Origin of the sequence: Vallitalea pronyensis, assembly GCF_018141445.1 — a bacterium.
GTDB classification, from domain to species: Bacteria; Bacillota; Clostridia; order Lachnospirales; family Vallitaleaceae; genus Vallitalea; species Vallitalea pronyensis.
The window spans coordinates 3182063-3208987 of the sequence record NZ_CP058649.1; the positions used below are offsets into that span (position 1 = coordinate 3182063).

The window sequence follows — 26925 nt, forward strand, 5'->3', positions numbered from 1 at the left end:
GAAAGATGAAGAGTAAAAAGTTTTTAACATATCCTATGAAAAGGAAGTTGGTTTTCCTTTTCTTTGTTTTTATATGTGGCCTTGCAGCGCTAACGGTACGCATATACTCTATTGTAACAAGTGAAGGCTCTACATATGGAAAAAGTGTATTAAGTCAAAAAGTCAATAATAGTGTCCGATATAATCAGTTGATTGATCCTAAAAGAGGGACCATATATGATCGCAATGGTCGTGTTTTTGCCGAGAGTAAAAAGGTATATCACATCATCTTTGACCCTGGTGTGCTTTCACGTTGTGATGAAGAAGACAGGGACGAAACGGTTAATTTCTTAGTGGATAGTTTTGGTGTTTTGAAGACGAAATTAGAGGATTTAGTTGAAAACAAGAGCTACAGTAATTATGAACTTGTAGCCAAGAACCTTGATTATAACGATATTGAGGAAGAGTACGAAATTATTAAAAAGGGGACGTATAAAGGCTTGTACCTTCAAGAGGTATATAATCGTTATTACCCAGGTGATAACATGCTATCCGATGCACTGGGCTTTGTAAACAAGAACAATCAGGGTAGCTGGGGCGTAGAAGAAACGTATGATAACGAGCTAAAGGGTGAAGAAGGTAGAGCGTTCGGCGTTATTAACGACGGGCATTACATTCAGAATAAATATGTAAAGCCCCAAAACGGTAATGATGTTGTGTTGACGATCGATCAAACCCTTCAATATTATGTAGAAAAAGCCATTAAAGAGAACTTAGAGACCACGCCTAAGAATGTATATGCTATAGCGACAAACCCACAAAACGGGGAAATATTGGCTATGGCAAGTTATCCTGATTTTAACTTAAATGATCCTTATGATTTGGATGCTTTCTTAACAGAAGAAGAGCAAAATAACATGACACAAGAAGAAAAAACCAATTTTTTATATGGATTATGGAATAATTTCAATATCAGTGGTACATATGAACCAGGTTCAACATTTAAGCCTTTTGTCATGGCCATGGCCATTGAAGAGAAGAAAATTTCATTGAATACCAAATACATGTGTAAAGGTTCTAAGTATGTTGGAGGATGGAACATTGCATGCTGGGAGCGTGGCGGACACGGTGAACAGACTTGGGTTGAAGCTTTAGAAAATTCATGTAATGTAGCCATGATGGATATAGCTGTAGCCATTGGTGGAGAAGTCTTTGAGAAGTACATGGGGTTGTTTGGTTTCACTAACCGAACGAATATTGATCTTATTGGTGAAGCAGAGCCGCAAATGCATGAAGAAAAGAGTATGGGGCCAGTTGAGTTAGCCACATCATCTTTCGGCCAGTCATTTAACATTACACCTATCCAGTTAATGACTTCATTTGGGTCATTAGTTAATGGGGGATATATCTATGAGCCTCATATTGTAAAGAAGATTGTTAATCCAAATGGTAATGTTGTTTCTGCAACCTCAAAAAGGCAGCTAAGACAGCCCATATCCACAGAGACAGCCCAAATGATAAAAGATGCTTTGCGTTCCGTTGTAGAAAATGGTACGGGCAAAGGTGTCCAGATAGCAGGATATGATATTGGCGGTAAATCAGGTACAGCAGAAAAATTACCTCGTGATGCAGAAAAGCATATGGTTTCATTTATGGCAACTGCTCCAGTGGACAATCCAGAATTATTGTTATTGGTCATTGTGGATGAACCTGATGTCAAAAAACCAAGAAGTATCTATGCTCAGAAGATCGTCAAGCAAATAATGGAAGATGCTTTACCTTACATGAACCTCTACCCAAGAACAGGTGAGACAGTAGAGCCTTTAATTTTTGAACTAGATGGGGATACGGAGCATGAAGGTGTTGAAGGTGAAAATAGTCCTACACAAGGTAATGATGCAGAGGGTGAAAACGGTCATGGGTCAGATGGTGAGGATAGCAATGACACCTCAAATGATACCAATGAAAATAGAACAGAAGGGGACAGTAATACAGCAACAGGTGAATAACACCTTTCCCTGTATCATAAACCGATCATATGAAATATTAAGTTTCCTTTAAATTTAGCATAACCTTCATGGAAATTCATAGAATTATATAAAAGTAGGTATATGGTGAATGTATGCTAAGACCAAAAACACATAATAGGAAACGCACTTTTTTAATCTGTACAGTTTATGGAACACTGTTATTTCTGCTAATTATTCGCGTGGGTCATATCATGATAATTCAGGCAGATTTTTTACAAGAGAAGGCGGAAGACCTTCATAATAGAGAACGTGTCATCAAAGCTGAAAGAGGTAACATCCTGGATCGCAATGGTGTACCAATAGCCGTTAATAAATCCGTAACCAGTGTATCTGTTATCCATAATCAAATGACCGATAAAGAAAAAGTCATACAGGTTTTGTGTGATAAGCTAGAGTTGGATCGTGCTTATGTGGAGAAAAAAGTCAACAACCGTGTGGCTCTAGAACGCATTAAGACCAATGTGGATAAAGCTATTGCTGATGAGATACGAGCTTTTGACCTTGATGGTGTCGTCATTGATGAAGATCACAAAAGAATATATCCTTTTTCAAATCTTGCCTCTCATGTGGTTGGATTTGTTGGAAAAGATAATCAAGGTATTATAGGTTTAGAGGTTAAATATGATAAATACCTAAAAGGTGAAGTGGGTAAAATATTGACTCAAACAAATGCTAAAGGGATTGAGTTAGAAAATATAGCTGAGAGTAGAAAAGAACCTGTACCAGGTTTTCATCTTGTAACCAGTATGGATGTGAACATTCAAAAATATGCAGAACAGGCTCTAGAAAAAGTACTCATTTCTAAAAATGCCAAAAGAGGTTCCATCATACTAATGAACCCTCAAAATGGTGAAATATATGCCATGGCTAATAAACCAGATTTTGACTTAAATGATCCTTTTTTTCTCGGTGACCTTGAGACGAATAGTAGTGAAGAGAATCAGAAGTTATTAAATGGTATATGGCGTAATTATTGCATTAATGATACCTATGAACCCGGTTCTACTTTCAAAGTGGTTACGGCTTCCGCAGGTCTTGAAGAGAAGGTTGTAGCCTTAGATGATCGTTTTCATTGTCCCGGTTATAGTATTGTGGCAGATAGGCGGATACGATGTCATAAGGCAGGTGGCCATGGTTCTGAAAACTTTGTAGAAGGGGTTCGTAATTCATGTAACCCTGTGTTTATGGCTGTTGCTGAGCGCCTTGGCGTCGATAACTTTCTCAAGTATTTTAAACAATTTGGTTTAATGACAAAAACAGGTATTGACCTGCCAGGTGAAGCTGTAAGTATCATGCATAAGAAGGATAAAATAGGTCCTGTGGAACTTGCTACCATGTCATTTGGTCAGTCCTTTCAGATAACACCTCTTCAACTTATTCGAGCAGGTGCTTCCGTTATTAATGGTGGAAAGCTTGTAACACCTCACTTTGGTGTGGAGATACTCAACCAAGATGGTGATGTGGAGGAAGTGTTAACATATGACCATTCAAAAAGAGCCATCAGCGAGGCGACCTCTGAGACCATGGCACAGATTTTGGAAAGTGTTGTTTCACAAGGTACAGGTAGAAGATGTTATGTACCAGGCTATAAAGTAGGGGGGAAGACAGCTACATCAGAGAAACTGCCAAGAAGCAGCAACAAATATATTTCCTCATTTTTAGGTTTTGCTCCTGCAGATAATCCAAGTGTTATTGCTCTTGTATTAGTTGATGAGCCTGTTGGCATCTATTATGGTGGTACTGTAGCAGCTCCGGTTATTCGTGAAGTGTACGAAAATATACTACCCTATATGGGTATTAATCCAAAGTATGAACAAAGGGATTTTGATGAATTTAAGATAGGTGAAATAACCATTCCTAATTTAACAGGTCTTAACACCAATGAAGCCAAGAAATTGTTAAAAGATTTAGAACTAGAAATCGTCTCTCTAGGCGAGGGTGAGACGATTATAGAACAGTTTCCTCTCCCAAATGATAAAGTGAATAGAGGCAGTAAATTAATCCTCTTTGCAGATTAGAAAAATTGTGGTAATATTAACATGGAAAATTATTGTTTGGAGGAGATGAAGTTGAAATTACAGGGATTGTTGAAAAATGTTAGTTATGAAGTATTACAAGGAACAGATAATATTAATATTTCAAATATACAGTATGATTCTAGGAAAGTCACAGAAGGTAGTTTGTTTGTATGTATTGTCGGATTTAATGTAGATGGGCATCATTACGCTTCTAGTGCTGTTGTTAATGGCGCAAAGGCCTTATTGGTTGAAGAGAACATTGAAGGCATTAATGAGCATATAACCATCGTTAAAGTCAGTAATACAAGGAAAGTCATTGCAGCTCTTGCAGATCGCTATTATAATCATCCTTCGGATAAATTTCGTTTAATTGGTGTAACAGGAACGAATGGTAAGACATCCACTACTTTTTTAACCAAGAGTATATTAGAGGCTTATGGGAAGAAAACAGGCATCATAGGCACCATTGAAAATAGAATTGGTGATGAGATACTTAAGGCTCATCGCACCACACCAGAATCACTGGACTTGCAGGAGCTTTTTTATAACATGGTGGAGAGGAATGTCAACGATGTTGTGATGGAGGTATCGTCTCACTCCCTTGATTTGCATCGGGTTGATGCGTGTCGATTTGATGTAGGGGTTTATACAAATTTAACCCTTGATCATCTTGATTTTCATAAGACCATGGAAAATTATCGGGATGCCAAACTGAAACTATTCAACATGTGTGATACGGGCGTCATTAATTTAGATGATAACTATGCTTCCTATATGATTGATAATAGCAGCTGTAAAAAGTACCTTACCTACGGTATTGATAATGATGAGGCAGACCTTAATGCAGTTCAGTTAAAGATGGACTTAGGTGGTGCATCTTTTAAGGTGACCTATCAAGGAACCACGTATGCCATAAAATTAGCTACACCAGGTAAATTCAGCGTTTATAACGCGTTAGCAGCTATGGGTGGCTGCCTTGCTCTGGCCATACCTATGGAGACCATCAAAGAAGGACTAGAAAAAAACAAGGGTATTCGAGGACGGTTTCAATCTTTTGCCAGCAAAAAAGGCTATAACGTTATCGTTGATTATGCCCATGCTCCAGATGGACTCTTAAATGTCTTGAAATCCATGAAAGAGTTTGTAAAAGGACGTATTATCACCGTGTTTGGGTGTGGAGGTGACCGTGACAGGAGTAAACGACCTGTTATGGGTGAAATCGCTGGCAGGCATTCGGATTACTGTGTGATTACATCGGATAACCCAAGAACAGAAGATCCTTTAAGTATTGTTCAAGAGGTTGAAGCAGGTGTTAAAGGAACGAACTGTGCCTATGAAACAGTGGTAGACCGACTTAAAGGTATTCATACAGCTCTTGCTATGGCTAAAGAAGGTGACCTGATACTTATTGCTGGTAAGGGTCATGAAGATTACCAAGTTCTTCGGGATGAAATCATTCATTTTGATGATGCAGAGGTTGTTTTAGGATATTTTGAGACTGAGCGTATATAAGTGTATGCCTAATCGTTCAAGTGTTTTGTTGATCAGCTTTTAAGAAAGGAAATGATTAGTTCATGAGACAGTTTAATATAGAGGCATTGGTTAAAGCTGTTAATGGCAACCTCATACACAAAGATGTGTTAAGCAGGCATATACAGGTAAACAATGTCTCCATCGATTCAAGAACCATAGAGAATCATGATATTTTTATACCGATTGTTGGAGAAAATTTTGATGGTCATGATTTTATAAAGGCAGCATATGAAAGAGGTGCCTATCTGTCGTTCACAGAGGATGAGACGAAGATTCCTCCAGATAGATGTGGTATTCATGTAAAAGATACGAAGCAGGCCTTAAAAGATTTTGCCATGTACTATTTGACGTTGTTTCAAATTCCCGTCATAGCCGTAACAGGTAGTGTGGGTAAAACAAGCTGTAAAGAAATGATTGCCTCGGTACTCAGTGCAAAATTTCTAGTGCATAAAACCCGTGGTAATTTTAATAATGAAATTGGTCTGCCGTTAACCCTTTTTAAATTGGAAGATTATCATCAATGTGTTGTTCTTGAAATGGGTATGAACCATTATGGCGAGATACATCGTTTGAGTGAGATTGCAAAGCCTGATATAGCCGTTATTACCAATATAGGTGAGGCGCACATTGAGAATCTTGGCTCTAAAGATGGCATTCTAAAAGCCAAAAGTGAAATTTTAGACTTCTTAAAAGACGATGGGTTAGTCATATTAAATGGCGATGACCCTTATCTAAGAAAGCTTATGCGTAAAATACGTTTTAAGACAGTAACCTTTGGGTTCAATAAACAAAACGATTATTACATTAAAGACTATCGTGTACTGGGTTGGGAAGGGATATGTGCGCATATTGCATCACCAATAGAAAGGTATGCGATTAGGATAAACACTTTAGGTAAACATATGCTGTATAATGTTATACCGGGTATTATTATTGGGCATTATCTTGGTATGGATGTCTCACAGATTGAAACGGGTATTACAAAATATAAACCAGCTAAGATGCGGATGAATAAACTATTATTAAATAGAGGTATTGTTGTGATTAATGACGCCTACAATGCAAGTGTCGATTCCATGCGTTCTGCTATGGAAACTTTAGCTGCCTTAGATACGGATGGAAGAAAAGTTGCAATTTTAGGCGACATGTTTGAGATGGGGGATCATGCAAAGATGGCTCATGAACAAGTTGGTGAAATTGCTTCAAAACATCCATTGGATTTATTGGTGTGTGTTGGAAAAGATGCTAAATATATCTATGAAAGTGGTTTAGCACATGGCATAGACAACTTAAGAATACGGTATTATCCATCCAAAGAAAAGTTGATGAATGACCTTGAGGATGTGCTTAAGGAAAAGGATACAATTATTGTTAAAGCTTCTCGAGGTATGTATCTGGAAAATGTAATAGAAGCAATTAAAGAAGCTACAAATGTTAAATAAATCAAGAGGTGGAACTTATGACAAATACATCTACAACCTTTATCATACCTGTTCTTATATCATTTTTTATCAGTGTGGTCCTATGTCCTGTGGTCATACCGTTTTTAACGAGACTGAAATTTGGTCAATTTGTTCGGGATGATGGTCCAAGGTCACACTTGAAAAAAGCAGGTACACCTACAATGGGTGGTGTTGTCATTCTTGCAGGTATGTTACTAACATCCCTTATTTATGTAGGAACCAATCCAGATATTATACCTATACTGTTTATTACCGTTGGTTTTGGTATTATTGGATTTTTAGATGATTTTATAAAAGTGGTTATGAAAAGATCACTGGGCCTAAAAGCGTATCAAAAAATTATAGCACAATTGGTCATAACAGGTATGTACTGCTACTACCTTTTTGGATATCTCAAGTTTTCAACGGAAGTGTATATCCCATTTTCCAATGGTATCATTGTTGACTTGGGATGGTTATATATTCCTCTTGTATTCATCATCATGATTGGTACAGTCAATAGTGTCAACCTAACGGATGGACTAGATGGTTTAGCATCAGGGGTAACCGTTCTTGTAGCCACTTTCTTCACGGTGGTGAGTATAGGTATTGATAGTAACATAACGCCCATTACTTGTGCTGCCGTAGGTAGTTTACTTGGATTTTTGCTATTTAATACTTATCCCGCTCGGGTATTTATGGGTGATACAGGGTCCTTAGCACTTGGTGGTTTTGTTGCTGCTACAGCGATTTATCTCAAGATGCCCATTTTCTTATTAATAGTTGGGTTCATTTATGTTATGGAAACCATTTCCGTTATCATTCAAGTAGGATACTATAAAGTCACTAAAAAGCGATTCTTTAAGATGGCGCCGATTCATCACCATTTTGAACTATCCGGTTGGAATGAAACGAAAGTTGTGGTTGTATTTTGTATCATAACAGCTATTTTATGTTTGGTGGGTTTATTAGCTTTTAATGGATTTTTCTAAAGGAGTGCTTAGATGGAGTTGATGGATAAAAACATATTGGTGATTGGTATGGCGCGAAGTGGTATCAGTGCAGCCAAATTATGTATGGAAAAGCAAGGTCGTGTAACACTGTATGATGGAAAAACAAAAGAAGAATTAAAGGACAGTATGCAATTGTTTGGTGACAAGAAACCGACATTTGCTTTTGGTTCATTTCATGATCAAGTGTTGGAACAAGTAGAGCTTATTGTCATGAGTCCAGGGGTACCACTTGATCTTCCATTCATTAAAAAAGCAGAAGCTATGGGCATACCTATATGGAGTGAAATGGAGTTGGCGTATCAATTGTGTGAAGCCCCAATCATAGCCATTACAGGGACCAATGGTAAAACCACAACCACCACATTAGTGGGGGAAATTATGGGTGCTTATTGTGAACATACTTTTGTCGTGGGCAATATCGGTACACCCTTTACAGAAGTCGTGGATCAAATAGACCGAGATAGTCAGGTTGTTGCTGAAATAAGCAGTTTCCAACTTGAAACAATCCATACATTTTCACCTGTGATAAGTGCAATACTGAATATTACACCGGATCACCTTAACAGACATAAAACCATGAAAAATTACATAAATGCTAAGTTAAGAATTACAGAAAATCAGCGTCCACATGATTATTGTATACTAAATTATGATAATGACATATGTCAATCACTGGCACATAAAGTACCAAGTCAAGTGATTTTCTTTAGCAAACATCCTATAGAAGAAAAAGGTGTTTACATAAGGGATGAATGGGTGTGTACGAACTTATATAATGAAGAAAAAAAACTTATACACACGCAGGACTTAGGGGAACATAATGTTGAAAACATCATGGCTGCTATAGCCATAACCATTTGTTATGGTGTATCTTTACATATTATATTGGATACGATAAAGGCCTTTAGAGGTGTTGCCCATCGTGTAGAATACGTGGAGACAATTAATGGTGTGCGCTATTTTAATGATTCCAAAGCAACCAATGAAGATGCTGCTATTAATGGTATACAATCCATGAAGTCTACAACCGTTTTAATTGGTGGTGGTATGGATAAGGGGAGTTCATATGACTCATGGATACATTCATTTAATGGCAAGGTGAAAGCACTTATTCTCTTTGGAGAAACGGCATCCATTATTGAAGAAACAGCTAGGAAGTATAACTTTAATCAAGTATATCAAGTTGGTGATTTGAAAGAAGCTGTACTTAAGGCGTCGCAGCTTGCTGTACAAGGTGATAGTGTGTTACTTTCTCCAGCTTGTGCAAGCTGGGATATGTTTAAAGATTATGAGCAAAGAGGCGATATGTTCAAAGATTATGTCCGAGCATTGGTATAAAACATGGGTTATAAGAGATATTAAAGCAGGAAGTTATCCGTTGTTAACATCTTACATTAATGGGAGGGGGTCTGATTCGTGCAGCAAGCAAGTCGAGAACATGTGAGAAAAAAAGGGTATTTTAGGCAAAAAAAAGAACAGACTGACTTTACCCTAGTAGCCATCGTGGTTATACTTATCATCTTTGGCATTGTTATGATTTATAGTTCCAGCTACTATGCAGGAGTTGAGGATTATAACGATAGTATGCATTACCTTAAAAAACAGCTGCTCTGGGGCGGATTAAGCCTTATTGTTATGTTTGTTGTATCAAGAATTGACTACCGTATTTTTAATCGTTTTATTGGACTTATGTATATTGCTTCAGTAGGGTTTTTAATTTTGGTTCTCTTAATAGGTGTAGAGAAAAAAGGAGCTAAAAGATGGTTAGATATTGGACCTGGTTTTCAACCATCTGAATTATCGAAACTGGTTATTATCTTTGTGGTGGCTTATCTTTGTTCTAAGATTGTAAATCATCTTGATAAATACCGTATGATGATGTTCGTACTTCTCATTATTGCTATTCCAGCTGGGCTAGTAGGTGTTGAAAATATGAGTACTGCTATTGTTGTATTTGCTGTAGGTATTGCAGTCTTATTTGTAGCAGTTCCTAAAGTACATAAGCTCATATTACTTACAGGTGTACCTAGCATTATAGGTGTGGTTGCACTTGTTCTGACAGCAAGTTATCGTTCTACCAGGATTACAACATGGTTAAATGGACCATGGACCGACCCTCTGGGGACGGGATATCAACCCATTCAATCGCTATACGCTATAGGGACAGGTGGACTCTTTGGAAGAGGACTTGGACAGAGTCTACAAAAGCAAGGATTTATACCAGAAGCCCAGAATGATTATATCTTTTCAATTATATGTGAAGAGTTGGGATTATTTGGTGCAGGGTTATTAATTATATTGTTTATACTCCTTATCTGGCGCTGTATGGTTATTGCAAGCAATTGTTCAGACCTTAATGGGCTACTCATCGTTGTTGGTGTGATGGCACAGATTGGTATGCAGGTCATCATTAATATTGCTGTTGTAACCAATAGTATACCTTCAACAGGTATGCCGTTACCTTTCATTAGCTATGGTGGGTCATCCCTTCTATTTCTAATGGTTGAGATAGGTGTAGTCCTTGGTATAGCTAGAAGATCCAAAATAAGTAAAGCAGGTTAGTGTAACTACAAATGATACTCCCCACGAAGAGTGGAACATTTAATTCAGTCGATTCATATGTTATATAGGGTGTATATTGCACCGAAAATATTTCGGATATGTACGAGGCCAGAAGCATTTTAAGAGGGCATAAAAGCTTCTTTTAATGTGAAAAGTACGAGGGTCTAACAGTAACATAAAAGAAATAAATGAATACTATAAATTATATAGAATTGCTATTTGTGCGGAGGTCGCAGTACATGGGTAAATTTATAATAGAAGGTGGATACAGTCTAAGTGGCGAAGTCAAAGTACAAGGGTCTAAGAATGCGGTTCTCCCATTGCTTGCAGCTACTGTATTAAATAAAGGGAAAACGTATTTTTATAATTGCCCTAAGATACTTGATGTTTATAATATGCTTAACATATTAGCTGGAATAGGGTGTATGATTGAATGGGAAGATGATGTACTCATTATTGACTCTTCCGTTATAACCACGCACATTATTCCAGAAAAATACGTTCAAATGATGAGGTCCTCCATTATTCTTTTAGGTTCTGTATTAAGCCGTTTGAAAAATGTGAAGATCTGCTTTCCAGGAGGCTGTTCTATAGGAACCAGGCCTATTGATTTACACTTGAAAGCACTCAAACAAATGAATGTGGCTATAAAAGATCGGCATGGCTTTATTGAGTGCCATACCAACAAAATTATTGGCAATCATGTAAGTCTTGATTATCCAAGTGTTGGTGCCACTGAAAACATCATGTTGACAGCAGTTTTATCAGAAGGAACAACCGTCATTAATAATGCGGCGAAAGAACCTGAAATTTTAGAGCTTCAAGAGTTCTTAAATAAAATGGGGGCAAAAGTTCACGGTGCAGGTACAGATACCATTAGTATTCAAGGTGTATCTGAGCTGCAATCAGTTGAATATAGGATTATGCCAGATCGTATTGTTGCAGGTTCATATATGTGTGCCGTTGCAAGTGCAGGTGGAGAAGTATTACTGAAAGATGTCTGCAAGAGTCATATGAATGCCACAATCTCAAAGATGCAGGAAATGGGTTGTGTCATGAAAGAATATGACAAAAATATTTTAATTCAGGCACCTAAAAAGCTTCAATCCATTGATTTACTTAGGACGCAGCCCTATCCTGGTTTTCCTACGGATATGCAAGCACAGATTATGAATTGTTTCGTTATAGCAGATGGAACGAGTATTATCGCTGAAACAATTTTTGAGTCTAGATATAAGCATGTTGCAGAGTTAGTGAAGATGGGTGCAGATATCATTACAGATGGAAGAATTGCCGTTATAAAAGGGGTCTCGCGGCTAAATGGTGCAGAAGTTTTTGCAGAAGATTTAAGAGGTGGAGCCGCATTAGTGCTTGCAGGCCTAGGTGCAGAAGGCGAGACAGTCGTTAATCATGCACACCACATTCTTAGAGGTTACGAGAATCTTGATCAAGATTTGGGCTTGTTAGGAGCAAAAATAAAATACACATCCGATTAAAGGTGATATTATGTCCAATATTATATCCATAGATAAAGCAAAAAAACGCAGGGGTAAACCCGGCAAGTATGTTGTCCTTATGTTATGTTTATTATGTGTAAGTGTTATCTTTGGGTACCAACTCATCAATAAGAATCAAATAAGTGTTGTGGGTAATGAGCTACATACAGAAGAGACCATCAAGGATATTGTTGGTATCCATGAGAAAACCAATTTATTTATATATAAATTAGCTAAAAAAGAGCCACAGTTAGGAAACTATCCATATATTGAGAATATAGATATCCAATATACCTCGTTTAATAAGGTACAGCTAATTGTTAATGAGAAGAGCGTCATATCGTATATTCCGTATATGGGTAAATACCTTTGCTTGGATAAAGATGGGCGTGTCATTGATTATACCAACGACGTTCAGCCAGAGATTCCCATTGTACGTGGTCTATCGTTTGATCATTTCGTCATAGGGGACAAGCTCTTTCATAACCGAGAGGATATCTTTGATGCCATATTGGAAATATCCCATAAGATGGTAAAATTTGACCTTAAAATTGCTTATATTGACTTTAATTACAACGACCCAGACCAAATTGAGATAAAAATCGACAATATATCTATACGCATTGGCAACATTCAACAGATTAATAGGAAATTCGAACTATTAAAGGAGTACTTGCAAAAAATACCAAGTGGTGTGAAGGGCGTATTTGACTTGCGTAAGCCGGATGATAATGAAATTATTTTTCAACCTGACAATAGGAAATAATTCGGGGTTGACAGGAGAGAAAATGATTATTATCGTAATTACATAAAAAAATAATGAATTATTTTCATTTTTTTATTGATTAATTGAATAAAAAAATATATTATTATGTGTAAGAGGTTTTATACAACAAAATTAAAGAGGGAAATACATATAGATTATATAAAGTTCGTTAGGAGGAAATACGTTGCTCGAAATTAAAATGAATGAAAAGGCAAGTGTGGCAAAGATTATTGTCATTGGTGTTGGTGGAGGTGGTAACAACGCTGTCAATCGTATGATTGAAGATCAATTAAATGGTGTTGAATTTATTGCCGTTAATACAGATGTACAAGCACTTCAATGTTCAAAAGCATCTGTTAAAATACAAATTGGCGAGAAGCTCACAAGGGGATTAGGCGCTGGAGCTAACCCAGATGTTGGACTTAATGCCGCAGAAGAAAGTAAAGAAGAATTAGCAGAAGTAATTAAAGGCGCTGATATGGTATTTGTTACTGCTGGTATGGGCGGTGGTACAGGTACAGGAGCTGCACCTGTGATAACAAGTATTTCAAAGGAAATGGGTATTCTTACTGTCGGTGTTGTGACGAAGCCATTTGATTTTGAGGGGCGTGTCAGAATGCAGAATGCCGAACTAGGTATTGAGGCATTGAAGAAGTCAGTGGATACATTGATTGTTATTCCAAACCAAAAGTTATTATCCATTATTGATAGAAGAACAACCGTTAGAGATGCATTTAAAAAAGCGGATGAAGTGTTACAACAAGGTGTTCAGGGAATTTCAGATTTGATTTATACACCTGGTATTATTAACTTAGACTTTGCTGACGTAGAAACGGTGATGTCAAGTAAAGGTATTGCACATATTGGTATCGGACGAGCTAAAGGCGATAATAAATCCGAAGAAGCTGCTAAAATGGCGATTTCAAGTCCATTGCTTGAAACAACCATTGGAGGCGCTCGCCATATTCTTATTAACATAAGTGGTGATTCGAACATGTCCATGTTTGAGGCCAATGATGCTATTCAATTAATTCAAGAAGCAACAGGTAATGATTCCAATATTATCTATGGTCAAATTATTGATGATTCACTTCAAGACGAGCTTGTTGTCACAGTTATTGCTACAGGATTTGAGTCAACACCAACCATGGAATCATCTATGCGACGTTCAACAAGTGTTAATGGATCGGCAGAGATGCATAAGACCAATACCATGGCAAGTGCAACAACAGAGCCTCGTGCTGAAAACAAAGATATACATATTGACGAAAAACCAATCGACATACCACCTTTCTTACAAAGAAAACGTAATCGATAGGTATTTAGAGAAAAAGCATTCCAATAGGGATGCTTTTTTAGTTTGCCAATGATTGACCCCCTTGTATAGCATACTAGATAAAAAATTTATCCTTCCTTCCCCATCACTTCAACGGTGCAACTAACAGAAAAATAAAAATAAAAAAATAATTATGTCTGATGATTTTTGACAAATTATTCCAATTCGTCGTGATATAATGGTTTTAGTTAAATCCACTAGTCTAAGAAAATAATAAAGAAAAGGAGGGGGGGCGTGTACACAGAGGTTTATATCGATATGGTCTTTTTAATTAACTTGATCATGGATTATTTTATTCTTTGGATTGTAAAAGTATGGACCAAACGACATGTGAAAAAAATTCGATTAGGTATTGCTGCCGTTGTTGGGGCAGTTATCACATGTTTAATTATTCTTATCCCATATAGTAATTATTTTACCAATGTTATCGTAGGGTATTTATTAACCAGTCTAATGTTGATCTATATCGCATTTAGACCCCGTCGTATAAGTGAACTTATCAAATTAACCATTATCATGTATTTAAGCGCTGTTATGCTAGGCGGTATTATGTTTGCTTTATATTATTATTCTTCAATTGGTGTCGCATTCAGTAAAGTCATCAATAGTACATATCATATGGATTTAAAAGTTGGGTTATTGATTGTGTTTGGCGTGATTGCTATTATCATTATCAAGATTGTTAGTCGAACCATGACCAGTACTGTGCTGGTTAATAAAAATTTGTTCGGCATTGAAATCCATATTAATGCACATTGTATTAATGTGAATGGTCTTTTGGACACAGGTAACAATCTATATGACCCCATTACAAAAAATCCTGTCATTATTGCAGAAAGTAACTTATTAGGTGAATTATTTAAAGACGATAATCTAGAATTGCTGAAGTCCATATCAGAAAATATGTATGATCTTACAGAGTTTGCTGAATTAGGCTTGAAAACTCAGCTAAAACTAAGGCTTATTCCTTTTTCCTCTTTGGGAAATGATAATGGCATGTTGCCCGGAATAGTAGCGGATCATATTCGTATTAATTTGGGTGACCAAACAAAAGATTTTCATGATGTGGTTATTGCCATGTATAATAAGAAGCTATCCAATGACAACAGCTATCAAGTACTTTTACATCCAGAGCTGGTAAAAGCACTATAGGTGATCGTATGCAATGTATGAGCTTAAGATAATAATCATACAGACTAAGTATTAACTAAAAAGCAAAGGAATATTTTTAACGAGGTGTCATCCATGTTAAAAGTATAGGAATAGGGGGAATTGAATTGGCTTGCAAAAGCAATCTTGTATATGAGATATTAAGTATGAATTTAATTAAGAAATTTAAAAAACTATTACTATGGGATAACGGTGAAATTCATTACATTGGCGGTAGTGAGATTTTACCAGCTCCTCTTGGCAATGAAGAAGAATCCAGAATCATAGGTATGTTAGGTAGTGAACAGGATATAAAAGTGAAGTCCACCCTCATTGAACACAACCTGCGTCTAGTGGTTTATATTGCTAAGAAATTTGAAAATACAGGTATTGGTGTAGAAGATCTTATTTCCATTGGTACAATAGGTCTTATCAAGTCCATAAACACCTTTAAACCTGATAAAAAGATTAAGTTAGCTACATATGCCTCACGATGCATAGAAAATGAAATTTTGATGTATTTACGAAGGAACAATAAGACAAAACTTGAAATATCCATTGATGAACCACTCAATGTGGATTGGGATGGGAATGAACTGCTTTTATCGGACATTTTAGGAACTGAGGAAGATGTAATCTATCGCAATATTGAAGAAGAAGTTGATAAAGAGTTGTTAAAAAAGGCATTAAACAAATTATCTAGTCGGGAAAAAATAATTGTTGAGCTTCGATTTGGACTAAAAGCAGATGGCGAAGAAAAAACACAAAAGGAAGTTGCTGATATGTTGGGGATTTCACAATCTTACATATCCAGATTAGAAAAGAAAATTATCAAAAGATTGCAGAAGGAAATTATTAGAATGCAATAAATTGTGGTATAAATATATGACCACTGGCAATCATTTTAATATATGAGTTATATTTCACAATGATTATTAAGCACATGATAATGTTTTGTTATGGTGTTAAGAAAAATTGACAATTTGTCATGTTGGTTAACACCCAATCAATCGAAACAGAACATGTTGCTCAGGTATCATCATGAAAGGATAAGTGGAGATGAAAATTAATATTCCGCGGATTCATATGACTAAATGATTACTGGAGGTAGCGTATGGCATTAAACAAAGTTGAAATATGTGGTGTTAACACATCCAAATTACCTATATTAAAAAATGATGAAAAGAAAGTGTTGTTTGATAAGATTCTTGATGGGGATCTAGAAGCAAGAGATGCTTACATTCATGGTAATTTGAGACTTGTTTTAAGTGTTATTCAACGATTTAGTAACTCAGGGGAAATGGTAGATGATTTATTCCAAGTGGGTTGTGTCGGACTCATTAAAGCAATAGATAATTTTGATATAACTCAAAATGTTAAGTTTTCAACGTATGCCGTACCAATGATAATTGGGGAAATAAGACGTTATCTAAGAGATAATAATAGTATTCGTGTCAGCAGATCTCTAAGAGATACAGCGTATAAAGCCCTTCAAGCCAAAGAAAGACTCTTAAGACAAAATAATAAAGAACCCACCATTATGGAGATTTCAAAAGAGTTAGACATGAAAAAAGAAGATGTTGTATTTGCTCTAGATGCAATACAAGACCCTGTATCATTATTTGAACCCGTCTATAACGATGGCGGTGACTCCTTATATATAATGGACCAAGTGAGCGATAAGAAAAACAAAGAAGAGACATGGGTAAGGTCCATTGCTCTTGGTGAAGCCATGAAGAAACTTCCACGAAGAGAGTATAATATACTAAAGCTAAGATTTTTTGAAGGTAAGACACAGATGGAAGTAGCCAGTGAAATCAGTATTTCACAAGCACAAGTTTCACGTTTGGAAAAATCAGCTATAAGGCATATGAAACGATATCTAAATTAGTGAATCCGTATATAAGGACTGCTCTAGGGGGAAATAATAGATGGTTAGAATATATGATATGAAGCAGAAAGAAGTTATTAATTCGGGTGATGGTATTCGATTGGGATTCATCAGCGATGTAGAGGTGGACTTAGATGAAGGAAAGTTACTCAAAATAATTGTTCCAGGACCAGCCAAATTATTTGGCATGTTCGGTAGAGGCAAAGAATATCAAGTGCCTTGGGACAGTATTAAAAAAATCGGTGAAGATATTATTCTAGTGGATGTAGATGTTGAAAAATCTTTAGTTGATTCGGAGTATTAGAGGGTTAATCTCTCCACCAATATAAGTTAAACAAAGAATAATTGTCAGAATAGGTTATGTTTTTTATTGACCTTTTCTGACTTTTATTTTATAATGGGACTATTAAAAAAATGGCACAATTCTATTCAGTGAATATGTTAAACGTTATGAAAAAATCATACCTATATTATATGGATACAGGGTTTAGTGTTCGTTTGGGAGAGTAACAAGTCAATGAGTAATGATTATTTAATAAAGTGGGGAGATATAGCATGAGATGTCCGTTTTGTCATGAAGATAATACGAAGGTTGTTGATTCAAGACCTTCAGATGAGAATAATTTAATACGAAGAAGAAGACAATGTGAAGCTTGTGGAAAACGTTTTACAACATATGAAAAGATTGAAACCATTCCATTGGTAGTCATTAAAAAGGATAAGACAAGAGAGCCCTATAATCGAAATAAGATTATGAACGGTGTTGTCAGGTCATGTCATAAAAGACCTGTTTCAATGAAAGAAATAGAAGCTTTAGTGGATGAAATAGAAAATAGCCTATACAATTCATTAAAGAAAGAAATAAAGAGTAAACTAATCGGAGAAAAAGTCATGGAAAAACTCAAACATCTGGATGAAGTGGCCTATGTTCGATTTGCTTCCATTTACCGTGAATTCAAAGATATTAACACTTTTATGGACGAGTTGAAGAAGATTCTGAAAGATAAATAGGTGTTGACCTATATAAATGTTGTTATTTAATTAACAAAAAATGGTGTTTTACTAACAAAACCATATAACATACGAATACTCTTTTATGTTGTTGCTTTGCTAGTCAAGGGGATGAACAGTTTTGAAGGTATAAGGATGTTGTATGGTTTTTATGTTAATAAACTCCTATAATTCGTCATTATTTCCCATAAAAACAAATTTTTTATTAATAATGTGACTATTTTATGATATACTAATCAAAATAGCTAAATGATAAAAAGTAATCTAAAATCTAGAAAAGGATAAAGATTTAGACGGACTAGGGGGAAATAGCATGTTTAGACGAGTATATAGCGCGGCTATTATGGGAATAGATGGCTATGTGGTAGGTGTGGAGGTGGATCTTTCCAATGGGTTTCCCAAATTAGATTTAGTGGGGTTGCCTGATTCGGCTGTGAAGGAATCGGTGGAGAGGGTACGTACATCCATTAATAACTCTGATTATGAATTTCCATGTAAAAGAATTACGGTTAATCTGGCACCTGCTGACGTTAGAAAAGAAGGTCCTGCATTTGATTTGCCCATTGCAATAGGTATTCTAGCTTGCATGGAATTAGTGGAAGAAAAGGCATTAGAAAAAACACTTATTCTTGGAGAACTATCCCTTAATGGAGAGATACAGAAAATTAACGGTATATTGCCAATTGTTTATTGTGCGTTTAAAAATGGATTTAAAAGATGCATTATACCTGCTGAAAATGTAGAAGAAGGAGCAGTTGTTGAAGGAATAGATATTATTGGGGTTAGCCATCTGAAGGAAGTCGTTAAACTGCTTAATCAAGATGTGAAAATTGAACCAACAAAAATAGATGTAAACAGATTATTTATAAATTCTGAAAAGAATCAACCTACCATAGATTTCAGTGATATAAAAGGACAAGAGAATGTAAGACGGGCTCTGGAGATTGCAGCAGCAGGGGCGCATAATATATTAATGATTGGTCCACCGGGGTCAGGAAAAACCATGATGGCCAAGCGATTACCTACAATATTACCAGACTTGACTTTTGAAGAAAGTATTGAAATTACAAAAATCTATAGTGTTGCAGGATTGTTAAAAAAAGGTCAAGCCCTTATAACAAAAAGACCTTTTCGCTCGCCACATCATACCATATCCAATTCTGCTTTAACAGGTGGTGGGCGAATTCCAAAACCAGGTGAAATAAGTCTATCCCATCATGGTGTGCTCTTTTTGGATGAGATGCCAGAGTTTAGTAAGAATGTATTAGAAGTGATGCGACAACCATTAGAAGATGGGGAAGTAACCATATCAAGAGTGAATGCTACCCTTACTTATCCGGCTAATTTTATGTTGGTTTCAAGTATGAATCCGTGCAAATGCGGGCACTATCCAGACATAGATAGATGTACTTGTACGCCACTGCAAATAAAAAGGTACATGGGGAAGATCTCAGGACCTCTTTTAGATCGTATTGATCTTCATGTGGAAGCAACTAGTCTTAAATTAGAAGATCTTAATCAAGAGAAAAAGCCTGAATCATCAGAAGTCGTAAAAAAAAGAGTCATGGCAGCACATGTCATTCAACAAGAACGATATAAAGAAAGTCCAATATTTTTTAATGCACATTTAACTGCCGCACAAATAACGGAAAATTGCACACTTGATAAAAAAGGTAAAGACATGTTAGAATTAGCTTTTAATAAGTTGGGGCTAAGTGCAAGGGCTTACCATCGTATCTTAAAAGTAGCTAGAACCATTGCAGATTTAGATAATAAGCCAAACATTGAAGAAAAACATTTGGCAGAAGCTATACAATACCGTTCATTGGACCGAAATTATTGGGGGTAGTGCTAAGAGAAAAAAATTATGAGCAGGTAGGGATGGAGGTAAACATGAATATGTTCATTCGAAAATTAACGCCAGATTTAGTAAAAGATTATTTACAGTTTTTTGATAATGAAAACCATTCAGATAACCAAGATGAGCATAAATGTTATTGTGTCTGTTGGTGTAGTGATGATCATCGTACAGGTGTGGACAAGATGTCAACTGCTGAAAAGAGGAGAAAACTTGCGGCACAATATGTTAACAATGGCATGATACAGGGTTATCTGGCATATCACAATGACAAGGTAGTGGGATGGTGCAATACGAATAATAAATCAAAGTGCCTTAATTGTATAAGTTGGTTAAAATTTATGAATCAGGTAAATACAACAGAATCTTCAAAGGACACAAAAGTTAAATCTATTTTTTGCTTTACAATTGCACCCATAATGAGAAGAAAAGGCGTTGCTACCCAATTATTAGAGCGTGTCTGTAAAGATGCAGTAATAGATGGTTTCAATTTTGTTGAATCATATCCCCAAAAAACATTAAAACAACTGGACGATTTTGAAGGACCTCTTGAAATGTATAAAAAATGTGGTTTTTATGTTCACGAAGAACTAGATAATATTTACGTTATGAGAAAGCAATTATAATATTTAGTTGAAGAATGAATATATAATGGAGTTATCAAGGTATAGTAACACATATTATTAATTTTTTAACAATATTAGTAGATTAAATCATAAATCAACAATAAAATGTCTGTTTGATAAAAACTATTGATTTAATTTCAGTAGTTTTTTAATGTACATTTAACTGCCGCGCAAATTGAAAAAGATTGTACATTTGGTAAATAAATTAAAAAAATGTTAGAATTACCTTTTAATAAGTAGGGACGCATTGTAAAAGCTTATTATCCCATGTGAAAAGTAATTAGAACCATTGCAGATTATGATAATAAGCCAAATATTGAAGAAAAATATTTTGTAAAGCTATCTAATACTTTTTATAAGACCTAAATGATTCAGGGGAGTGTTAATAGAAAAAAATTTCGTTCTATTTATTTTTTTTAATGAAAATTTAATTGTTTACTGAATTCACTTAACCGATTTATGCTTGATATTATTCCACAATATGTTTATAATGTTAAATTAAGTGAAATTCATAAGTTAAGGAGGGCAAGCATGGCGGATACATTTTTAGAGGTTAACTTACAACATTTATATGATAATGTAACCTGCGTAAAAAAATACTTGCATCCTGACACGCAAGTCATGGCTGTTGTAAAAAGTAATGCTTATGGTCACGGCAGTGTTGAAATAGCCAAAGCTTTATTGCAGGATGTGGCATGTTTCGGTGTAGGATTATTGGAAGAGGCTGTTGAACTTAGAGAAGCAGGTATTGATAAACCTATCTTATTAATGGGGCCTACCTATGATTTTGAACGTGTTTGTAAGCATAACATCATGATAAGCATATGTTCAATTAATCATCTTGAACAGGTCGTTAAGTGGACAAGTAATCATCAAAAAACCATTCGTTATCATCTAAAAGTTGAAACAGGTATGAATCGATTTGGAATTGCCTATAATGAAGCTAAGACCGCTATAGACCTATGCCAAGCAGCTACTTATGGAAAATTAGAGGGTGTATATTCTCATTTTGCTACCACCTATAAAAGCGATAAAGACTTTGTTGGACAGCAAAAAAGAAAATTTGACCAATTTGTTGAATTTTTCAAGTCGTATAAAGATCCCTTAATCTTTCATATGGCTAACAGTGAGAATACCATAGACTATAAAGATGCACACTATAATATGGTAAGATTAGGTAATGCTCTATATGGTCCATGTAATAGTCAAAAAAGAATAGGCTTGAAAAAAGTAGCTTGTTTAAAAGGAAATATATGCTATGAGAAACCCGTAAAAGCTGGTGAAAATATTGGGTATGGACGTAGTTACAAGGCGAAGAAGGATATGATCATTGGTATCGTATCTATGGGGTTTTATGATGGTATAGGACTCATGAAAAAGCCCATAGGTTCTAAAATGTTTGGACTATGGATATACTATTTAAAAGAAATATACCGATACATGTTTCGGAGTAAAACACCCATCTACTATGATAGTAAGCCTTTAGAGATTCTTGGGCGTCCCAATATGCAATATACCATTGTTGACATAACAGATATAGATAAGGTACAAGGAGAAACCATAGAAGTAGAGATTAGAATCTCACCGATATTTATAAAAGAGAATATTAGAAGAACGTACATCGCGGAGGTATAATGGGAATGAAGTTTGTGACACATATAGATAAAAAACGTTTTACAACGTTTAATGAAAACCATCCTAATGGACACGCATTGCAGTCAATAGAGTGGGGTGATTTTAAAAGTATTGGAGAATGGACAATGGAATTAGTTGGGTTAGAGGATGGTCATCATACCCTTGTAGCCAGTGCAATGCTCCTTCGAAGAAAATTACCTGGGTTACGACGCTATATTTTATATGCACCAAGAGGTTACGTATTGGATTATTCAGATATCAATCTGTTGCAAACATTTACCAAGAACATGAAAGAATATGCAAAGAAAACAAAGGCTATTTTTGTTAAGATGGATCCTTGTATTATATATAAGGAACGTACCATAGATGGTGATGTGATGGATGATGGTATCGATAATAGTAAACTCATAGAAGACATTAAACATATGGGCTATCATCATAAAGGTACACATTTAGATTTTGAAGGTATCCAACCTCGATTTGTTTTTAAATTAGATGTGGATAAAGATAAAGAAGCATTATTTAAAAGTTTTCATCATAAAACAAGATACAATATTCGATTAGGTGAAAAAAAAGGAATAGAAATATATGAAGGCAGTATCCATGATTTAAATGAATTTGAACGCATCATGCGTGTAACGGGGGCAAGAGATGGTTTTATAACACGTCCTCTTACGTATTTTAAAAATATGTATACATCCATGGAGCCAACAGGCAAGATGAAGGTATTTATGGCCAGATATAATGTCAAAAAAGCTCTAGATAAGGCTATCATGGATTTAGATAAAGAAGAAACATCCAAAAAACCCAATGAAGACCGTATTAAGAAGCTTAAAAAAGAAATACCTAAGCTGCAAACCTTAGCGCTTGAACATCAAGATGGTATTGTTGTATCCGGTGCCATTATCTTGTTAAATGGGAAAAAGGCTTGGTATTTGTATGGTGCCAGTGATAATATTTATCGTAATTTAATGCCCAATTACTTATTGCAGTGGCATATGATTAAATATTCTATGGATTGTGGGTGCACATTGTATGATTTTAGAGGTATATCTGGCAATCTTGACCCTAACCATCACTTATATGGTCTTTATCGTTTTAAAAAGGGATTTAACGGTCATTTCGTAGAATACATCGGCGAATTTGATTTAGTTGTTAGTAAATTTTTCTATCATTTATGGGAATTTTGGGTTCCAAGAATGAAACGCATGATAAGAAAGATAAAAAAATAGGTTAGGATGGATGTTATGGGGAATCCGATGGAAAGGGAACATTATTGGTTATGGCTTAATAATGTAAAAGGTATTGGATTAAAGAAGATGAGGTACCTTTTAGATTATTTTGATAAACCCCAATATGTATGGGAGGCGACTTACGATGAACTAAGTGATGTTAAGCGATTAAGCGAAGCTGATAAACAAGCCATTATATCGTCCAAAGATGCTAAAAAAGTCATGGATTACTATGTAAAGTTAGAAAAAAGTGGCATTCACTTTTGCTCAGCAGAACATGAAACATACCCAATCAATTTAAAAAACATTTACGACTATCCTTATGGTTTATATGTGAAAGGGCAAATGGACCAAGATACCCCCAAAATTGCCATTGTTGGTGCTAGAAAATGCACGGAATATGGTAAAGAAGTGGCAACATTTTTTGGAAGAGAGTTAGCTAAATTAGGGATTGTCATTGTAAGTGGTATGGCAAGAGGCATAGATACTGCCGCACACAGAGGTGCACTTGAAGGTGGAGGAAAAACTTATGCGGTCCTTGGGTGTGGCGTAAACATATGTTATCCTAAAGAAAACTACACGTTAATGGATAGTATTTATCAACATGGTGCATTGATTTCTGAATTTCCAGTTAACAGGTCACCTAAACCTGGATATTTTCCACTAAGAAACAGAATAATAAGTGGTATAAGTGATGGTATATTAGTCGTAGAAGCTGCTGAGAAAAGTGGTTCATTAATAACGGCTGACCAAGCACTGGAGCAAGGTAAGGATGTTTTCAGTGTTCCTGGAAGAATAACGGATAAGCTAAGTGAAGGTACCAATAAGCTTATTAAAATGGGTGCTAAGATGGTAACAAAAATTGACGATATTTTAGAAGAAATATCGGTAAATTTTAGTAATAAAAAACAAAAAAATTCAGAAAATATAACTTTAGGACTTGCAGAAATTGAAAAAATAGTGTATTCTTGTTTAAGTTTAGAGCCTTTATTTATTGATGATTTACATAGGATGACTAAGATACCTTTGGAAGAACTCCAATTAACACTAACCAAAATGGAATTTAAGGGCGTAATAAAACAACTGCCAAACAAGTATTTTATTAAAAAGTTATAGTGGAGGTAAAAATGGCAAAGAATTTAGTAATAGTTGAATCGCCTGCAAAAGCTAAAACGATTAAGAAATTTTTAGGAAGCAATTACAAAGTTGAAGCTTCAATGGGACACGTAAGAGATTTACCCAAAAGTCAGTTAGGTGTAGATATAGAGCATGATTTTAATCCAAAATATATTACCATTCGAGGTAAGGGGGAGCTTTTAAAGCAGCTTCGTAAAGAAGTTAAGAAAGCTAATAAAGTTTATCTAGCGACTGACCCTGACCGAGAAGGTGAAGCAATATCATGGCATTTAATCTTTTCACTTAATTTGCAGGATAAGAAATTTTACCGCATTACCTTTAATGAAATCACCAAAAATGCAATAAAGAGTTCAATTAAGCAAGCTAGGGAGATTGATATGGATTTAGTTGATGCTCAACAAGCGAGACGATTACTGGATCGTATTGTTGGCTATAAGATAAGTCCTCTCCTATGGAAAAAGATAAAAAAAGGTCTTAGTGCAGGTAGGGTTCAATCCACAGCTTTAAAATTAATATGTGACCGAGAAGATGAAATTAATCGTTTTATCCCAGAAGAGTATTGGTCTTTAAAAGCTAGATTGCATGATAAGCAATCAGGTGATGAGCTTACAGCTAGTTTTTATGGAAAAGGTAAGAAAATCAAAATTGGATCTAAAGAACAAATGGACGATATCATGGAGCATATTAAAGATAAGCCATATATCGTTGAAGATGTAAAAGAAAGTGTTCGCTTAAAGAAATCGCCAAAGCCATTTATTACAAGTACCCTTCAACAAGAAGCAGCAAGGAAACTTAATTTTACAGCTTCAAAGACCATGAGAATTGCACAGCAGCTGTATGAAGGTGTGGATGTTAAAGGTAATGGTACAGTTGGTTTAATCACGTACTTACGTACGGATTCAACAAGAATATCCGATGAAGCAAATAATGCAGTCAAATCCTTTATTGATGAAACTTATGGGCAAGCATATGTCAATCATGATGGCGTCAAAACAAACAAAAAGGGCAAGGTACAAGATGCTCATGAAGCAATTCGACCGACATATGTGGAGTTATTACCACAGACGTTAAAAGAATCGCTATCCAGAGATCAGTTTAGACTATATGGACTTATTCATAGTCGATTTGTAGCAAGTAGAATGATGCCAGCGAAATACGCCACAAAGGCTATTAAAATTAAAGTTGGTGATTATCGCTTTAATGCATCAGGTTCTGTGTTAGTCTTTGAGGGATTCCTAAAGGTATACAATATTTCTGATGATGTAGAAGATAACCAAAAAATTGATAACATCAATAAAGATTCTAAATTAGATTTAGAAGAGTTGACACCTAAGCAGCACTTTACTCAGCCACCTGCACGTTTTACAGAGGCATCTTTGGTCAAGACGCTAGAGGAGAATGGTATTGGTCGTCCTAGTACCTATGCACCGATTATATCAACCATTCAGAAAAGAGGCTATGTCTCAAAAGAAACGAAAAACTTCTTCCCAACAGAACTTGGTGAAGTGGTTAATGGCATCATGGAAGAATATTTTAAGGATATTGTCAATGTTAAATTCACAGCAGGTTTGGAAAAAGAGTTGGATGAAGTAGAAGCAGGTGCAATACCTTGGAAAGATGTTCTAAGGAAATTCTATCCAAATTTTAATGACACAATTGACTATGCTGAAGAAAAAATAGGTAAGATTGAAATCAAAGACGAAGTCTCTGATGTGATTTGTGAAAAATGTGGTAGAAACATGGTTATTAAACTTGGTAAATACGGTAAATTCCTTGCATGCCCAGGATTTCCAGATTGTCGTAATGCTAAACCATTGTTTGAAAAAGTAGATGATGTGGATTGTCCTATATGTGGCGGCGAAGTATTCGTCAAAAAGACAAAAAAGGGTAGAAGATATTATGGATGTGAACACAACCCTGAATGTGAGTTTATGACATGGAATAGACCAACCAAAGAAAAATGTCCAAAATGTGGCACGATTATGGTAGAAAAGGGCAAATACCTAAAGTGCAACAATGATGAGTGTAATTATAGCCAATTAAAAGAGTCAAAGGATGAAACTGATTCGCAGGTTGTCAATAAGGCTTAGGCATATGATTATCAATTCTAAATATTAACCAAAACATATCACTATTAGTTGGATTAGGGCAAAGAAACAATTAATAAATGAAGGTATTAGCGTCAATTTCAAATATATACTTGAATATTTT

General features: G+C 35.6%; 21 protein-coding genes. All 21 read left to right on the forward strand.

The window, feature by feature from the left end; all coding sequences use genetic code 11:
- Nucleotides 1-5: 5 nt before the first annotated feature.
- Nucleotides 6-1988: a peptidoglycan D,D-transpeptidase FtsI family protein gene (locus tag HZI73_RS13295; RefSeq protein WP_212693881.1), complete on the forward strand. Its 1983-nt coding sequence runs from the start codon at nucleotides 6-8 to the stop codon at nucleotides 1986-1988.
- 113 nt (nucleotides 1989-2101) lie between these two features.
- Complete coding sequence (locus HZI73_RS13300; RefSeq protein ID WP_212693882.1) at nucleotides 2102-4027, forward strand: penicillin-binding transpeptidase domain-containing protein; 1926 nt, start codon at nucleotides 2102-2104, stop codon at nucleotides 4025-4027.
- 51 nt (nucleotides 4028-4078) lie between these two features.
- Nucleotides 4079-5539 (forward strand): UDP-N-acetylmuramoyl-L-alanyl-D-glutamate--2,6-diaminopimelate ligase, encoded by a 1461-nt coding sequence (locus tag HZI73_RS13305; RefSeq protein WP_212693883.1) that lies wholly within the window; start codon nucleotides 4079-4081, stop codon nucleotides 5537-5539.
- 62 nt (nucleotides 5540-5601) lie between these two features.
- Complete coding sequence (locus HZI73_RS13310; protein WP_212693884.1) at nucleotides 5602-7002, forward strand: UDP-N-acetylmuramoyl-tripeptide--D-alanyl-D-alanine ligase; 1401 nt, start codon at nucleotides 5602-5604, stop codon at nucleotides 7000-7002.
- A 17-nt stretch (nucleotides 7003-7019) separates the two neighbouring features.
- Nucleotides 7020-7994: a phospho-N-acetylmuramoyl-pentapeptide-transferase gene (gene mraY, locus HZI73_RS13315; protein WP_212693885.1), complete on the forward strand. Its 975-nt coding sequence runs from the start codon at nucleotides 7020-7022 to the stop codon at nucleotides 7992-7994.
- 12 nt (nucleotides 7995-8006) lie between these two features.
- Nucleotides 8007-9353 carry a UDP-N-acetylmuramoyl-L-alanine--D-glutamate ligase gene (gene murD / locus HZI73_RS13320; protein WP_212693886.1) on the forward strand — a complete coding sequence of 449 codons (1347 nt, stop codon included), beginning with the start codon at nucleotides 8007-8009 and terminating at the stop codon, nucleotides 9351-9353.
- Between the two features lie 78 nt (nucleotides 9354-9431).
- Nucleotides 9432-10577, forward strand: a complete 1146-nt coding sequence (locus HZI73_RS13325; RefSeq protein ID WP_246552146.1) for an FtsW/RodA/SpoVE family cell cycle protein — start codon at nucleotides 9432-9434, stop codon at nucleotides 10575-10577.
- 239 nt (nucleotides 10578-10816) lie between these two features.
- Nucleotides 10817-12073 carry a UDP-N-acetylglucosamine 1-carboxyvinyltransferase gene (gene murA, locus HZI73_RS13330; RefSeq protein WP_212693887.1) on the forward strand — a complete coding sequence of 419 codons (1257 nt, stop codon included), beginning with the start codon at nucleotides 10817-10819 and terminating at the stop codon, nucleotides 12071-12073.
- A gap of 10 nt (nucleotides 12074-12083) precedes the next feature.
- Nucleotides 12084-12839 (forward strand): cell division protein FtsQ/DivIB, encoded by a 756-nt coding sequence (locus tag HZI73_RS13335; protein WP_212693888.1) that lies wholly within the window; start codon nucleotides 12084-12086, stop codon nucleotides 12837-12839.
- Between the two features lie 184 nt (nucleotides 12840-13023).
- Complete coding sequence (gene ftsZ / locus HZI73_RS13340; protein ID WP_212693889.1) at nucleotides 13024-14157, forward strand: cell division protein FtsZ; 1134 nt, start codon at nucleotides 13024-13026, stop codon at nucleotides 14155-14157.
- A 252-nt stretch (nucleotides 14158-14409) separates the two neighbouring features.
- Nucleotides 14410-15327 (forward strand): sigma-E processing peptidase SpoIIGA, encoded by a 918-nt coding sequence (locus HZI73_RS13345; RefSeq protein ID WP_212693890.1) that lies wholly within the window; start codon nucleotides 14410-14412, stop codon nucleotides 15325-15327.
- 164 nt (nucleotides 15328-15491) lie between these two features.
- A complete protein-coding gene (gene sigE / locus HZI73_RS13350) occupies nucleotides 15492-16193 on the forward strand; it encodes an RNA polymerase sporulation sigma factor SigE (RefSeq protein WP_212698797.1) in 702 nt (233 codons plus the stop codon).
- 245 nt (nucleotides 16194-16438) lie between these two features.
- Nucleotides 16439-17215, forward strand: a complete 777-nt coding sequence (sigG, locus tag HZI73_RS13355) for an RNA polymerase sporulation sigma factor SigG (RefSeq protein WP_212693891.1) — start codon at nucleotides 16439-16441, stop codon at nucleotides 17213-17215.
- A 40-nt stretch (nucleotides 17216-17255) separates the two neighbouring features.
- On the forward strand, nucleotides 17256-17519 hold the full coding sequence (locus tag HZI73_RS13360) for a YlmC/YmxH family sporulation protein (protein ID WP_212693892.1): 264 nt from the start codon (nucleotides 17256-17258) through the stop codon (nucleotides 17517-17519).
- Nucleotides 17520-17770: 251 nt separating this feature from the next.
- Nucleotides 17771-18226 (forward strand): transcriptional regulator NrdR, encoded by a 456-nt coding sequence (gene nrdR, locus HZI73_RS13365; protein ID WP_212693893.1) that lies wholly within the window; start codon nucleotides 17771-17773, stop codon nucleotides 18224-18226.
- Between the two features lie 313 nt (nucleotides 18227-18539).
- A complete protein-coding gene (locus tag HZI73_RS13370; protein WP_212693894.1) occupies nucleotides 18540-20075 on the forward strand; it encodes a YifB family Mg chelatase-like AAA ATPase in 1536 nt (511 codons plus the stop codon).
- Between the two features lie 44 nt (nucleotides 20076-20119).
- A complete protein-coding gene (locus HZI73_RS13375; RefSeq protein ID WP_212693895.1) occupies nucleotides 20120-20710 on the forward strand; it encodes a GNAT family N-acetyltransferase in 591 nt (196 codons plus the stop codon).
- Nucleotides 20711-21241: 531 nt separating this feature from the next.
- A complete protein-coding gene (gene alr, locus HZI73_RS13380) occupies nucleotides 21242-22345 on the forward strand; it encodes an alanine racemase (protein ID WP_212693896.1) in 1104 nt (367 codons plus the stop codon).
- The gene (locus tag HZI73_RS13385; protein ID WP_212693897.1) at nucleotides 22345-23577 is read left to right on the forward strand and encodes a lipid II:glycine glycyltransferase FemX; all 1233 of its coding nucleotides are present in this window, start codon (nucleotides 22345-22347) and stop codon (nucleotides 23575-23577) included. Before alr ends, HZI73_RS13385 begins: the two co-directional genes overlap by 1 nt.
- A 15-nt stretch (nucleotides 23578-23592) precedes the next feature.
- Nucleotides 23593-24693, forward strand: coding sequence for a DNA-processing protein DprA (gene dprA / locus HZI73_RS13390; protein WP_212693898.1), 1101 nt, complete (start codon nucleotides 23593-23595; stop codon nucleotides 24691-24693).
- Nucleotides 24694-24704: 11 nt separating this feature from the next.
- Entirely contained in the window at nucleotides 24705-26804 is a 2100-nt protein-coding gene (topA, locus tag HZI73_RS13395; RefSeq protein WP_212693899.1) for a type I DNA topoisomerase, read from the forward strand.
- Nucleotides 26805-26925 lie beyond the last annotated feature (121 nt).

Bases quoted from the DNA above. Each gene is read 5' to 3' on its own strand.
- HZI73_RS13295 (WP_212693881.1), top strand. From the start codon at position 6: ATGAAGAGTAAAAAGTTTTTAACATATCCTATGAAAAGGAAGTTGGTT.
- HZI73_RS13300 (WP_212693882.1), top strand. From the start codon at position 2,102: ATGCTAAGACCAAAAACACATAATAGGAAACGCACTTTTTTAATCTGT.
- HZI73_RS13310 (WP_212693884.1), top strand. From the start codon at position 5,602: ATGAGACAGTTTAATATAGAGGCATTGGTTAAAGCTGTTAATGGCAAC.
- mraY (WP_212693885.1), top strand. From the start codon at position 7,020: ATGACAAATACATCTACAACCTTTATCATACCTGTTCTTATATCATTT.
- murD (WP_212693886.1), top strand. From the start codon at position 8,007: ATGGAGTTGATGGATAAAAACATATTGGTGATTGGTATGGCGCGAAGT.
- murA (WP_212693887.1), top strand. From the start codon at position 10,817: ATGGGTAAATTTATAATAGAAGGTGGATACAGTCTAAGTGGCGAAGTC.
- HZI73_RS13335 (WP_212693888.1), top strand. From the start codon at position 12,084: ATGTCCAATATTATATCCATAGATAAAGCAAAAAAACGCAGGGGTAAA.
- sigE (WP_212698797.1), top strand. From the start codon at position 15,492: ATGAATTTAATTAAGAAATTTAAAAAACTATTACTATGGGATAACGGT.
- sigG (WP_212693891.1), top strand. From the start codon at position 16,439: ATGGCATTAAACAAAGTTGAAATATGTGGTGTTAACACATCCAAATTA.
- HZI73_RS13360 (WP_212693892.1), top strand. From the start codon at position 17,256: ATGGTTAGAATATATGATATGAAGCAGAAAGAAGTTATTAATTCGGGT.
- nrdR (WP_212693893.1), top strand. From the start codon at position 17,771: ATGAGATGTCCGTTTTGTCATGAAGATAATACGAAGGTTGTTGATTCA.
- HZI73_RS13370 (WP_212693894.1), top strand. From the start codon at position 18,540: ATGTTTAGACGAGTATATAGCGCGGCTATTATGGGAATAGATGGCTAT.
- HZI73_RS13375 (WP_212693895.1), top strand. From the start codon at position 20,120: ATGAATATGTTCATTCGAAAATTAACGCCAGATTTAGTAAAAGATTAT.
- alr (WP_212693896.1), top strand. From the start codon at position 21,242: ATGGCGGATACATTTTTAGAGGTTAACTTACAACATTTATATGATAAT.
- HZI73_RS13385 (WP_212693897.1), top strand. From the start codon at position 22,345: ATGGGAATGAAGTTTGTGACACATATAGATAAAAAACGTTTTACAACG.
- dprA (WP_212693898.1), top strand. From the start codon at position 23,593: ATGGGGAATCCGATGGAAAGGGAACATTATTGGTTATGGCTTAATAAT.
- topA (WP_212693899.1), top strand. From the start codon at position 24,705: ATGGCAAAGAATTTAGTAATAGTTGAATCGCCTGCAAAAGCTAAAACG.